Source organism: Sphingobium fluviale (assembly GCF_004122115.1).
GTDB lineage: Bacteria > Pseudomonadota > Alphaproteobacteria > Sphingomonadales > Sphingomonadaceae > Sphingobium > Sphingobium fluviale.
This window is the reverse complement of sequence record NZ_SBKP01000009.1, coordinates 49441-61704: the sequence shown is the minus strand read 5'-3', so window position 1 is coordinate 61704 and position 12264 is coordinate 49441. Positions and strand designations below refer to the sequence as shown.

General features: G+C 65.4%; 10 protein-coding genes. 3 read left to right on the top strand and 7 right to left on the bottom strand.

What is annotated here, in order from left to right; all coding sequences use genetic code 11:
• Nucleotides 1-2 precede the first annotated feature (2 nt).
• The 3 genes from EQG66_RS10145 (at nucleotide 3) to cysK (ending at nucleotide 4560) form a co-directional block, all read left to right on the top strand.
• Nucleotides 3-2273 carry an ATP-dependent helicase gene (locus EQG66_RS10145; protein ID WP_129404546.1) on the top strand — a complete coding sequence of 757 codons (2271 nt, stop codon included), beginning with the start codon at nucleotides 3-5 and terminating at the stop codon, nucleotides 2271-2273.
• A gap of 68 nt (nucleotides 2274-2341) precedes the next feature.
• Nucleotides 2342-3646, top strand: coding sequence for an MFS transporter (locus EQG66_RS10140; RefSeq protein WP_129404472.1), 1305 nt, complete (start codon nucleotides 2342-2344; stop codon nucleotides 3644-3646).
• Nucleotides 3643-4560: a cysteine synthase A gene (gene cysK / locus EQG66_RS10135; protein ID WP_129404471.1), complete on the top strand. Its 918-nt coding sequence runs from the start codon at nucleotides 3643-3645 to the stop codon at nucleotides 4558-4560. The genes EQG66_RS10140 and cysK overlap by 4 nt, the downstream gene beginning before the upstream one ends.
• A 126-nt stretch (nucleotides 4561-4686) precedes the next feature.
• On the opposite strand, the gene EQG66_RS10125 is transcribed toward cysK, so the two are convergent.
• From EQG66_RS10125 to ilvD, 7 genes are read right to left on the bottom strand one after another with little or no spacing between them, the layout of a single operon-like run.
• Nucleotides 4687-6489 carry an acyl-CoA dehydrogenase C-terminal domain-containing protein gene (locus EQG66_RS10125; protein ID WP_129404469.1) on the bottom strand — a complete coding sequence of 601 codons (1803 nt, stop codon included), beginning with the start codon at nucleotides 6487-6489 and terminating at the stop codon, nucleotides 4687-4689.
• Between the two features lie 43 nt (nucleotides 6490-6532).
• Nucleotides 6533-6952, bottom strand: a complete 420-nt coding sequence (locus EQG66_RS10120) for a MerR family transcriptional regulator (protein WP_129404545.1) — start codon at nucleotides 6950-6952, stop codon at nucleotides 6533-6535.
• 51 nt (nucleotides 6953-7003) lie between these two features.
• Nucleotides 7004-7537, bottom strand: a complete 534-nt coding sequence (locus EQG66_RS10115) for a hypothetical protein (protein ID WP_129404468.1) — start codon at nucleotides 7535-7537, stop codon at nucleotides 7004-7006.
• Nucleotides 7530-7895 carry a phosphoribosyl-AMP cyclohydrolase gene (hisI, locus tag EQG66_RS10110; protein ID WP_129404467.1) on the bottom strand — a complete coding sequence of 122 codons (366 nt, stop codon included), beginning with the start codon at nucleotides 7893-7895 and terminating at the stop codon, nucleotides 7530-7532. The genes EQG66_RS10115 and hisI overlap by 8 nt, the downstream gene beginning before the upstream one ends.
• Nucleotides 7896-7907: 12 nt before the next feature.
• Nucleotides 7908-9110, bottom strand: coding sequence for a class I SAM-dependent RNA methyltransferase (locus tag EQG66_RS10105; protein WP_129404466.1), 1203 nt, complete (start codon nucleotides 9108-9110; stop codon nucleotides 7908-7910).
• Nucleotides 9111-9121: 11 nt separating this feature from the next.
• Entirely contained in the window at nucleotides 9122-10534 is a 1413-nt protein-coding gene (locus EQG66_RS10100) for an NAD(P)H-hydrate dehydratase (protein WP_129404465.1), read from the bottom strand.
• Entirely contained in the window at nucleotides 10521-12242 is a 1722-nt protein-coding gene (ilvD, locus tag EQG66_RS10095) for a dihydroxy-acid dehydratase (RefSeq protein ID WP_129404464.1), read from the bottom strand. Before ilvD ends, EQG66_RS10100 begins: the two co-directional genes overlap by 14 nt.
• Nucleotides 12243-12264: the final 22 nt, after the last annotated feature.

Here is a 12264-nt window from a genome sequence, read left to right as displayed (position 1 = left end):
CCATGCCCAGCCTGATGCCAGACCCTGAACCATCCTACCTCGCCGGGCTGAACCCGCCCCAGCGCGAGGCGGTGTTGACGACCGAAGGCCCGCTGCTGGTGCTGGCCGGTGCGGGCACGGGCAAGACGGCGGCCTTGACCGCCCGCCTCGCGCATCTCATCGCCACGCGCCGCGCCTATCCTTCGGAAATCCTCGCCGTCACCTTCACCAACAAGGCCGCGCGGGAAATGAAGGAGCGTGTCGGCCGCCTCATCGGCGCGGCGGTGGAGGGGATGCCGTGGCTCGGCACCTTTCACAGCATCGGCGCGAAGATGTTGCGCCGCCATGCCGAACTGCTCGGCCTGCAATCCAATTTCACGATCCTCGATACCGACGATCAGCTCCGGCTCATGAAGCAGCTGATTCAGGCCGAGGGGCTGGATGAAAAGCGCTTTCCCGCGCGGCAGCTCGCTGGCCTCATCGATCAGTGGAAGAACAAGGGGCTTACCCCTGCCGATATTGGCGCGGAGGAGGGCGAGCTTTTCGCCAATGGCCGCGGGCAAAAGATGTATGCCGCCTATCAGGCGCGGCTGCTGGCATTGAACGCCTGCGACTTTGGCGATCTGCTGCTGCTTCCCCTCGTGCTGCTGCGCAAGGACCGCGAGGTGCTTGGCCAATATCAGACCCGCTTTCGCTATATCATGGTCGATGAGTATCAGGACACCAACAGCGCGCAATATCTGTGGCTGCGGCTGCTGGCGCAGGAGCGCAAGAACATCTGCTGCGTGGGCGACGATGACCAGAGCATCTATAGCTGGCGCGGCGCGGAAGTGGCCAACATCCTGCGGTTCGAGCGGGATTTCCCCGGCGCGAAGATGGTGCGGCTGGAGCAGAACTACCGCTCCACACCCCATATCCTCGGCGCGGCGTCTGGCGTGATCGCGGGCAATGCCGAACGGCTGGGCAAGACCTTGTGGACCGAGGTGGATCAGGGCGACAAGGTGCGCGTGCTCGGCGTCTGGGACGGCGCGGAGGAAGCCCGCACCGTCAGCGAGGAGATTGAGCAGCGCCAGATGCAGGGGCAGGCGCTCGATGATTTCGCGATCCTCGTGCGCGCCCAGTTCCAGACGCGCGAGTTCGAGGAGCGCTTCCTCCAGATCGGCCTGCCCTATCGCATTGTGGGCGGTTTCCGTTTCTACGAGCGGGCAGAGATCAGGGACGCGCTCGCCTATCTGCGCCTCGTCGCCCAACCGGCGGATGACCTCGCGTTCGAACGCGTCGTCAATGTGCCCAAGCGGGGGCTGGGTGACAAGGCGGTGGAGAAGATTCACCGCCTCGCCCGCGCGGAGGGTACGCCGCTGCTCACCGCCGCCGCGCGCATATTGGACAGTGACGAGCTGACCCCGCAGGCGCGGCGCGCCCTCTCCGGCTTCGTCTCCAGCATCGCCCGCTGGCGCGACATGGCTTCTGCCCTGCCCCATGCCGAGCTGGCGCGCATCCTGCTCGATGAGTGCGGCTATACCGCGATGTTGCAGGCGGAAAAGACCGCCGAAGCATCGGGCCGCCTCGAAAACCTGTCAGAGCTGGCCCGCGCGATGGAGGACTATGAGTCGCTCAGCGCGTTTCTGGAGCATGTCAGCCTCGTGATGGACAACGACGCCGCGCCGGATGAGCGCAAGGTGACGATCATGACGATCCACGCCGCCAAGGGGCTGGAATTCAACAGCGTCTTCCTGCCCGGCTGGGAGGAAGGCGTCTTCCCCTCGCAGCGCTCGCTCGATGAAGGCGGCCTCACGGCGTTGGAGGAAGAGCGCCGCCTCGCCTATGTCGCGATCACGCGGGCGCGCCGCCATTGCGCGATCCTCCATGCCGCCAACCGCCGCATCTATGGCCAGTGGACCAGCTCCATCCCCTCGCGCTTCATCGCGGAGCTGCCGCCTGAGCATATCGAGGAACAGAGCAGCGTCGCGGGCAGCGCCAACTTGTGGCGCACCAACTGGATGGAGCGGCCAGACCCGTTCGCCAGCGTCGCGATGAGCGGCGCGCGCGGGCCGGGCTGGCAGCGCGCGGCGCAGGCGGGCGGGATCGGCACGCCCGATGTGCGGGCACGGGATGCGCGCCCCGCAGCCTCCGTCGCTGCAAAAGCGCGCGATGACCTGTCCCTTGGCATGCGCGTCTTTCACCAGAAATTCGGTTACGGCATCATCGCCGCACAGGATGGCAACAAGCTGGAGATCGATTTCGACAGCGCGGGGCGCAAGCGGGTGATCGACAGTTTCGTCAGCATCGGCTGAATTTTTTTCTCACCCCACTGAAGAATTAGCCAGTTGCTGCAACTCCCGCGAGGGTGCAGAGACACAATATGAACGTCTCCGCCAACCCCTCTCACCCCCTGCACGTGCGCGATTTCCGGCTGTATCTCATCGGTCGTTTCGCCACGATCATCGGCCAGTACAGCCTGCTGCTCGTCATTGCGTGGCAGGCCTACTCCACCGCGCGCCTGACGATGGACACACGGGAGGCCGCGGTTCAACTCGGCCTGATCGGGCTGGCGCAATTTTTGCCGCTATTCTTCCTCACGCCGGTATCCGGCTGGGTGGCGGATCATATCGACCGGCGCAAGGTGGTGATGATGGCGGTCGTGCTGCAGATGATCTGCACCGCGATCCTGGGCGTCGCGACGCATGATGGCTGGGTATCCCTGCCCCTGCTCTTCGCTATGGCCGGTCTGCTGGGCGTCGCGCGCTGCTTTGCCGGGCCCGCCTACAGCTCAATGGCGCCGCGCTTGCTGCCTGCGGCGCTGGTACCCGGCGCCATCGCTATGGGTGCGCTCATATGGCAGGCAGGCATGATTGCCGGGCCCGCCTTCGGGGGCTATCTCTATGCCGTCAAGCCCTGGCTGCCGCATATGATGTCTGTCGGCATGTTTGTCGTTGCGATCGTAGCGATATCTCAACTGCCTGCGATCCCGCCGACCCAGATAGACCAGCGCCGCCACCCGATCCGGCAAATGTTGGATGGCCTGGTCTATGTGCGCACCAACCGGCTGGTTCTGGGCACGATCACGCTGGATCTGATGGCTGTTCTGCTGGCTGGGTCGACAGCGCTCCTCCCCATCTATGCGCACGATATTTTCCATGCCGGGCCGGATGCGCTGGGCATGCTCGCCGCCGCCACGGGGATAGGCGCCGGGCTGACGGCGCTGTGGTTCGGGTTCCGCCCGCCCTCCAGCAATGTCGGCAACAGGATGCTGCTGGCAGTGGCGGGTTTCGGCGTTGCAACGGCGCTGTTCGGATCGACCGCGTTCATGCCCTTGGCGGTCGCGATGCCGGTGGCGTTTGTCGCGCTGTTCCTGTGCGGAGTGGCGGACATGTACTCTGTCTTCGTGCGGCAGACGCTGATTCAGGTCTATACGCCCGACGAAATGCGCGGAAGGGTGAGCAGCGTTTCGCAACTCAGCATCTCCGCCTCCAACGAGCTGGGCGAGGCGGAGTCGGGCTTTGTCGCTGCGCTGATCGGCCCGGTGACGACCGTTATCGCGGGCGGGATCGGCGCGATCATCGTCGTCGCCCTATGGGCGCGGCTGTTCCCCGAAATAGGGCTTGCGCGCCGCTTCGATGCGCACGACACTGACGAAAAGACACCGCAGCAGGAGAAGCAGGCATGATCGCGGCCAACATCCTCGAAACTATTGGCAGAACGCCGCATATCCGCATGGGTCGGTTGTTTGCTGATGCGAATGTGTGGATCAAGTCCGAGCGGGCGAACCCCGGCGGATCGATCAAGGACCGAATCGCCCTCTCCATGATCGAGGCGGCAGAGGCGGCGGGAGATCTGAAGCCCGGCGGCACGATCATCGAGCCGACATCGGGCAACACCGGCATCGGCCTCGCCATGGTGGCCGCGGTGAAAGGCTATAAGCTGGTTCTCGTCATGCCCGAGAGCATGAGCCTGGAGCGCCGCCGCCTGATGCTGGCCTATGGCGCGAGCTTTGACCTTACGCCGCGCGAAAAGGGCATGAAGGGCGCGATCGAGCGCGCGCTGGAGCTGGTGGCCCAGACCCCCGGCGCATGGATGCCGCAACAGTTCGAGAACGCCGCCAATATCGACGTGCATGTGCGCACCACCGCGCAGGAAATCCTTGCCGATTTCGCCGACGCGCCCTTGGATGCGCTCATCACCGGCGTTGGCACCGGCGGCCACATCACCGGCTGCGCACAGGTGCTGAAACAGGCTTGGCCCAATCTCAAGGTGTTCGCGGTCGAACCTACGCTATCCCCGGTCATCAGCGGCGGCGCGCCCGGTCCCCACCCGATTCAGGGCATAGGCGCGGGCTTCATCCCGGCAAACCTGCGCACCCAGCTGCTCGATGGCGTGATCCAGGTCGATCCCGCCGTCGCCAAGGAGATGGCCCGCCGCGCCGCGCGCGAGGAGGGGATGCTCGTCGGCATATCCTCCGGCGCGACGCTGGCCGCCATCGCGCAGAAACTGCCCGATCTGGGCGCGGGCGCGAAGGTGCTGGGCTTCAACTATGACACGGGTGAGCGTTATCTCTCCGTGCCGGATTTCCTGCCGGAGTGATTTTGCCCATAGCGGCCTGCGAATAGCCGATGTTTCCGCTTCCGGTGCTCACGTACCTTAAAGTACGCTGCGCTCCGGTTCTCAACATCGACTATTCTCGGCTCGCTCTGAGCAAAATCGAGGTTGTTATCTGTCGGCGAACATTTCGGGCGGCAGCGCCATCAGGCTCTCCGCCCCGCCCTCCAGCTTGCGGCGCAGCGCGCCTGCATCCGGCATGATCCGCTCGGCATAAAAGCGCGCGGTGGTGAGCTTGGCTTCCAGCCACGCCGCGTCCTCGGCACCAGCGTCCAGCCGCTCTGCCGCCGCCACGGCCATGCGCAGCCACATCAGGCCCACGGCAACGATGCCCATCATGTGCATATAATGGTGCGATCCCGCGCCGGCGTTGTTGGGGTTGGTCATGCCGTTCTGCATCAGCCACATGGTCGCGGCCTGAAGCTGGCCGTTCGCCTTTTCCAGCGCCTCGGCAAAATCGTTCGTGCGCGCATTGCCCTTGGCCGCTGCCACTTCCTCGGCAATGATCTTGAAGAACGCCTGCAGCGCGCGCCCGCCATTTTGCGCCAGCTTGCGGCCCACAAGGTCCATCGCCTGCACGCCGTTCGCGCCCTCATAGATCTGGGCGATGCGCGCATCGCGCACATATTGCTCCATGCCCCATTCGACGATGTAGCCATGCCCGCCATAGACCTGCTGGCAGTTCACCGCCACTTCAAAGCCCTTGTCCGTGCCATAGCCCTTGATGACCGGGGTGAGCAGCGAGATGATGTCATCCGCCGTCTGCCGGTCTTCCTCGGTCGCGGCGTGGTGCGTCAGGTCCACCTGCACCGCACCCCACAGCATCAGCGCGCGCAGCCCCTCGGTCAGCGCCTTCGCCTCCATCAGCATGCGGCGTACATCGGGGTGGACGAACAGCGTGTCCGCCTTCTCCGCCGGGTCCGCCGGGCCGGTCAGCGCGCGGCCCTGCCGCCGGTCCCGCGCATATTGCACTGCGTTCTGATAGGCGATCTCCGCCTGCGCCAGCCCTTGCAGGCCCACACCGAGGCGCGCATCGTTCATCATGATGAACATCGCGGCGAGGCCTTTATTCTCCTCGCCCACCAGCCATCCGGTCGCGCCGTCATAGTTCATCACACAGGTGGCGTTGCCGTGGATGCCCATTTTGTGCTCCAGCGAGCCGCAGGACACCGCGTTGCGCGCGCCCAGCGAGCCATCTGCATTGACGAGGAACTTGGGCACCACAAACAGTGAGATGCCCTTGCTGCCCTCCGGCGCGTCGGGCGTTTTCGCCAGCACCAGATGGATGATGTTTTCGGAAAGGTCATGCTCGCCCGCTGAGATGAAAATCTTGGTGCCGGTGATGGCATAGCTGCCATCGGCATTGGGCACCGCCTTGGTCTTGATGAGGCCCAGGTCTGTGCCGCAATGTGGCTCGGTCAGGTTCATCGTGCCGGTCCATCTGCCCTCCACCATCTTGGGGACATAGGTGGCCTTCTGCTCCGGCGTGCCCTTCACCAGCAACGAGTTGATCGCGCCGGTGGTGAGGCCGTGATACATCTCGAAGCTGTGATTGGCGGAGCAGAAATATTCGCCGATCGCGGTCGCCACCGCAGAGGGCAGGCCTTGCCCGCCAAACTCTGTCGGCGCATGCAGCGTCGGCCAGCCAGCGGCGACGAACTGGTCATAGGCGGCCTTGAAGCCATCGGGCGTGGTCACGCTGCCATCGGCATGGCGGGTGCAGCCCTGCGCGTCACCCACCGGGTTCAGCGGCGCCATCACCTCGGCGGCGAACTTGCCGCCCTCCTCCAGCACCGCAGAAACGAGATCGGGCGTGGCCCCCTCGAAACCGGGCAGGTTGGCATAGGCATCGAGCCGCACCACGGCATCGAGGACAAAGCGGGTGTCTTTCACCGGGGGGGAGTAGACGGGCATGGCAATCCTCCAATTGTCTTATGACGGGGGAATATGGTCTATCTTACTTATCATTCCGTTTCGCAGTCTCTACGAGGGCCACGAACCCGGCTAGTTCCTCGATCGCGCCATTGATGTCTTCGCGCTGGCGCTCCAGCAGCGCAATCCGGTCCCGGCATTTCCGCAGCGTAACCTCGCGCTGGGTCGCGCGGCCATCGCCCACATCATACAGGTCGATCATCTCACGAACATCGGCCAGTGAAAAGCCCACACGCTTCGCCCGCAATATCCATGCAAGGCGGGCGCGGTCACGCTTGCCGTAGATGCGGGTCGAACCCTGCCGCTCCGGCGCGATCAGGCCTTCATCCTCATAGAAGCGCAGCGCGCGCGAAGTGATGCCGAATTCGCCTGCGAGGTCGGAAATCGAGTAGGTCGTCTGCGCCTTCGCATCAGGCAGCTCGACCCAGCCGGGTTTGGGACTCATGTCGTTCATGGCCGCAACTATACTTGACGTTCACGTAAACGTCAAGCCGGTTCAACTACACAACTGCTCGCCATCCTTGCCCCGCGCATCGCGGGCCACGCCCACTTCGCGCGAGACGCGGGGGAAGCTCACGCCCTCCAGGCTGCCGCGCTTGTTGCACAGGCCTGCACATTCCACATCGAGCGCGCCGGGGATCACCACCCTGTCGCCCTCATAGCCCGCGACGATGAGGCAGGCGGAGCGATCGAAGTTCATCACCAGCCGCTCGCCCGATCGGCGCAGGCTGCCGCGCCCATGGCACTCGCTCTGCTCGCCAAATGCCGCCTCCAGAGCGAACCGCATTTTGCCCGGCTCCTCGGCGGGGACGATGCACAGGCTGTCCAGCCCGGATTCATGGCGGCTGCGATAGAGGCCGATGGGCGAGGCGCTGGTGTCTCCCACCACGCCCGCATCGCGCGCAGCCTGTTCCAATGCGGACGCGGCGGGGGAGGAAGGCGGATCGTCCTTCACCGGCGCGCCCTGCTGCCCGCCGCATGCGCTGGCGAGCAGGATCAGAGCGAGCGCAGCCGCCGCGCGTCTAGTCATGCACCCTTTCAAGCCCATCCTCGGTCACGCGCCGGTAAAAACAGCTCGTCTCGCCGGTATGGCAAGCCGGGCCAGCGGGCCGCGCGATCACCCAGACCGCGTCCTGATCGCAGTCGATCCGCATCTCCACCACATGCAGCACATGGCCGGATGTCTCACCCTTCTTCCACAGCCGCCCCCGGCTGCGCGACCAGAAATGCGCGAAGCCGCTCGTCTGCGTCAGGCTCAGCGCCTCAGCGTTCATATGCGCGAGCATCAACACCGCGCCGCTCGCCGCGTCCGTCACCACCGCGGTGATGAGGCCATTGGCGTCATATTTGGGGTCAAGGGCCAAGCCCGTCTCGCGTTCGCTGCTCATAAGCGCCGACTATTAGGCGCGGCGGAAGATCGCGGCAAGCTCCACATGCGTCGACCAGCGGAACTGCCCCACCGGCTGCACGGTCTCCAGCGTATAGCCGCCCTCGATCAGCATCTTGGCGTCGCGCGCGAAGCTGGATGGGTTGCAGGATACATAGGCGATGGCGGGCACCGTCGCGCTGGCGAGCTGGATCGCCTGTTCGCGCGCGCCGGCGCGGGGTGGATCGAGCAAGATCGCGTCAAAGCGGTTCGCCTCTTGCGTCGTCAGCGGCCTGCGGAACAGGTCGCGATGATCGGCGAACAATTGCGCCTGCGCCCGGTTCGCCGCTCCTTTCAGCGCCATCACAAGGTCGCGCGCAGCCTCCGCCGCATAGACGCGCTTGCCCGCCCCCAATGACAGCGCGAAGGTGCCAAGGCCGCAAAACAGATCGGCCCACACGCCCGCGCCATCCAGCGCCGGGCGCACGGCATTGACCAGCGCCGCCTCGCCATCCGCCGTTGCCTGCAAAAAGGCATAGGGCGGCATCGGCACCGCAACGCCGCCGAACGTCATGGTCAGCGGCTCCGGTTCATGCCGGGTCTGGATGCCAGTGCCATCGTCAATCGAAAGCCGCGCGAGCCTGTGGTCGCTCGCAAAAGCGGAAAGCCGCTCCGCCGCTGCCAAACCGTCCGCCTCTACGCCCTCGATCAGCACATCGACACCTTGGTCGGCGAGGGTCAGCTTCACATGGGCGGCGCGCCGCTCGCCCACCATATCGCCCAGCAGCGCGCGCAATGGCTCCACCAGCGCGAACAACGCCGAGTGCAGCACCGCGCACATGCTCAGGTCAACGATCCGGTGGCTGCCCTCGCTCGAAAAGCCGAGCGCGGTCTTTTTGCCGAAGCGCGCAACGCGCAGCGCGGCGCGGCGGCGGGTCTGCGGCGCCGAAAGGATCGCGGGCAACACGTTCACACCCTCTATCCCCTGCCCCACAAGCGCGCCTGCCACGCGCCCGCGCACATAATCGGCAAGGCTTTCCTCATCGAGGTGCTGGAGCTGGCATCCACCGCACAGGGGGTAATGTACGCAGGGCGGGCTGGCATGATGCGGGCCATAGTCCAGCCCGCCGTCACCTCGCAGCCGGTCTCCCGGCGCACTCATCGGCACATGGCGGCCGTCCGCCGTCACGCCGTCGCCCTTCGCGGCGATGCGAACGATCAGGCCGGGGTCGCTCATGCCGATAGCGTTTACAGGCAGGCGGCGATGGCGGCGGGAATATAAGGCAGCAGGTCGTCGGCGAGGAAGGCGGGGCCAGCCAGCCGCGCCGCCTCGCCATGCAGCCACACCGCCTCAGCCGCCGCACGGAACGGATCGCCCGTCACCGCCAGCCGCGCGGCGCACAGGCCCGCCAGCACGTCGCCCGTGCCAGCGGTAGAGAGCCAGCTCGGCGCGGCGTCTGCCACCACGGCGCGGCCATCGGGCCCTGCCACCACCGTCGTCGGCCCTTTCAGCACCACAACCGCGCCAGAGCTTTGCGCTGCCGTTACCGCAAGCTCGATCACGGTGCCGGAAATGTCCAGCCCGCTGAGATTGGCGAAAATCTGTGCAAATTCGCCCGCATGCGGCGTCAAAATCGCGTTTTCGGGCAGGGCCGCCATCGCGCCCTCGGCCAGATGCCACAAAGCGTCGGCATCGAGCACGACCGGGTGGCTGTGCACCAGCGCTTGCCCCAGTCGCTCCGCCCCCGCCTCGCCCCGCCCAAGGCCGGGGCCGATCAGCAGCGCGCGGATGCGCGGGTCGCTCAACGCCGCCTCGTTCTTCATCGATGCGCGCACGATCGCGTGGCTGGTGCGGTTTACGGACTGCACGCCGATCAGCCGCACATAGCCCGCCCCGCCGCGCGCCGCCGCCTCTGCCGCCAGCGCGGACGCGCCGGGCATCTCGCCCGCCACCGCCGCCACCAGCCCGCGCGTATATTTGTGCGCGTCGTCCGCGGGGGGAGAGAGGCGCGGGCGCTCCAGCCGGAACAATGTGGCGTCGGGCGCGGGGATGCCGATGTCGCACAGATGCTTGCGCCGCCAATGGCCGGTCGCGGGGCGCAGCATGTGTGCGCGCTTCCATTGGCCCAGCGCGATGCACAGGTCGAAATGCGGAACGGCGGAGAGCGGCATGCCGTCGTCGGTTGAGATTCCGCTTGGAATATCAATAGCATAGCTGCGTTCTGATGCTTCGACGAGCTGCACCAGCCGCGCCGCTACCTCACCCTCCAGCCCCCGCGTCAGCCCCGTGCCGAACAGCGCATCCACCACCTGCGCAAAATGCGTTTCCACGTGGAAAAAGCCCTCGACAGCGCCACCCCATTCCGCCCGCGCCTGTCTCGCACTCTCCGTCACCGGATCCGCCAGCGCCGCCACCTTCACCGGCACGCCATAGTCGCGTAGCGCCTTCGCGATCACATAGCCGTCGCCGCCATTATTGCCCGGCCCGCACAGCACCAGCGTCTCGCGCTTGGCCCCCGCCCGCCAGATGATTTCCGCCGCCGCCTTGCCCGCGCGCTGCATCAGCGCATATTCGGGCACGCCGCCGGCGATTACCGCTGCCTCCGCCGCCCGCATCTCGGCGGCGGTCAGGACCGGAGCGTTCCGGTCAGATATCGGCATAGATATGCGTTTCCGCTTTGGCGCCGGGATGCGTCACCGCACCCTGATAGGCGGGGCCGACATTCTGGGCAAAGCGCCACAGCGCGCCCGCCTGATAATCGTTGCTTCGCGGCTGCCATCGCGCCTTGCGCTCCGCCAGAACCGCCGTATCCACCATCAGGTCAATCGTTCCGGCCTCGGCGTCTATGCTGATGATATCGCCATTTTCCACCAGCGCGATCGGCCCTCCCTCCGCCGCTTCGGGGCCGACATGGCCGATGCAAAAGCCACGCGTCGCGCCAGAGAAGCGCCCGTCGGTGATGAGTGCAATCTTCTCACCCATACCGAGGCCATAGAGCGCGGCGGTGGTGGACAGCATCTCGCGCATGCCGGGGCCGCCCTTCGGCCCTTCATAACGGATAACGACGACCTGGCCTTCCAGAATCTCGCGCTTCTCCACAGCGGCGAAGGCGTCTTCCTCGCAGTCGAACACCACTGCCGGGCCTTCGAACTGGAGCCGCTTCATGCCCGCGACCTTCACGATCGCGCCGTCAGGAGCCAGCGAGCCTTTGAGGCCGACTACGCCGCCAGTGGGCGAGAGCGGCGCCCTGGCGTCGTAGATCACCTTCTGATCCGGGTTCCACGTCACCTCGTCGATATTCTCGCCCAGAGTCTTGCCGGTCACGGTCATGCAATCGAGGTTAAGCAGGCCGGTCTGCGCGAGGGACTTCATCAGCATATAGATGCCGCCCGCGTCATGCATGTCCTTCGCTACATATTTACCGCCGGGCTTCAGGTCCGCCATGTAAGGCGTGGTCTTGAAGATTTCTGCGACATCGAACAGGTCGAAGGAAATGCCACACTCGTTCGCCATGGCAGGAAGATGCAACGCGGCGTTGGTGGAGCCGCCCGTCGCAGCAACTATGCGCGCCGCATTTTCGAACGCCTCGCGCGTGCAGATATCGCGCGGGCGGATATTCTTTGCGAGCAAGTCCATCACCTGCTTGCCGGCAGCAACTGCAACCTCCTGACGGCTCTGATACGGCGCCGGGGCCATGTTGCTGTTCGGCAGCGAAAGCCCCATCGCCTCGCCCACGCACGCCATGGTGTTTGCGGTATATTGCCCACCGCACGCACCGTGACCGGGGCAAGCGACCTTTTCCAGCGCGATCACATCCTTGAGCGGACATGCCCCTGCGGCATATTTGCCCACCACCTCAAACACATCGACCACCGTGACATCGCGGTCCTCGAACCGGCCCGGCAGGATCGAGCCGCCATAGACGAAGATCGAGGGGACATTCAAACGCAACATCGCCATCATCATGCCGGGCAGAGACTTGTCGCACCCGGCAAAGGCGACCAGCGCATCATAGCAATGACCACGCACCGACAATTCCACCGAGTCCGCGATTACCTCTCGCGAGACAAGCGAGGATTTCATCCCCTGATGGCCCATCGCGATGCCATCGGTCACGGTGATGGTGTTGAAGCGGAATGGGGTGCCACCCGCCGCCATCACGCCCTCGCGCGCCCAATCAGCCTGTGCATCCAGCATCGTGTTGCACGGTGCGCTGTCATTGCCCGCAGAGGCCAGCGCCACAAACGGCTTGGCGATGTCCTCTTCCTTCCAGCCCATCGCATAATAATAGCTGCGGTGCGGCGCGCGCTCTGGCCCCACGGAGACGTGGCGGCTGGGAAGTTTGGATTTATCGAAGCTGTTCGTCATGAAAGAAACCCTTGTTAGTGGG

Bases quoted from the DNA above. Each gene is read 5' to 3' on its own strand.
- EQG66_RS10145 (WP_129404546.1), top strand. From the start codon at position 3: ATGCCCAGCCTGATGCCAGACCCTGAACCATCCTACCTCGCCGGGCTG.
- EQG66_RS10140 (WP_129404472.1), top strand. From the start codon at position 2,342: ATGAACGTCTCCGCCAACCCCTCTCACCCCCTGCACGTGCGCGATTTC.
- cysK (WP_129404471.1), top strand. From the start codon at position 3,643: ATGATCGCGGCCAACATCCTCGAAACTATTGGCAGAACGCCGCATATC.
- EQG66_RS10125 (WP_129404469.1), bottom strand. From the start codon at position 6,489: ATGCCCGTCTACTCCCCCCCGGTGAAAGACACCCGCTTTGTCCTCGAT.
- EQG66_RS10120 (WP_129404545.1), bottom strand. From the start codon at position 6,952: ATGAGTCCCAAACCCGGCTGGGTCGAGCTGCCTGATGCGAAGGCGCAG.
- EQG66_RS10115 (WP_129404468.1), bottom strand. From the start codon at position 7,537: ATGACTAGACGCGCGGCGGCTGCGCTCGCTCTGATCCTGCTCGCCAGC.
- hisI (WP_129404467.1), bottom strand. From the start codon at position 7,895: ATGAGCAGCGAACGCGAGACGGGCTTGGCCCTTGACCCCAAATATGAC.
- EQG66_RS10105 (WP_129404466.1), bottom strand. From the start codon at position 9,110: ATGAGCGACCCCGGCCTGATCGTTCGCATCGCCGCGAAGGGCGACGGC.
- EQG66_RS10100 (WP_129404465.1), bottom strand. From the start codon at position 10,534: ATGCCGATATCTGACCGGAACGCTCCGGTCCTGACCGCCGCCGAGATG.
- ilvD (WP_129404464.1), bottom strand. From the start codon at position 12,242: ATGACGAACAGCTTCGATAAATCCAAACTTCCCAGCCGCCACGTCTCC.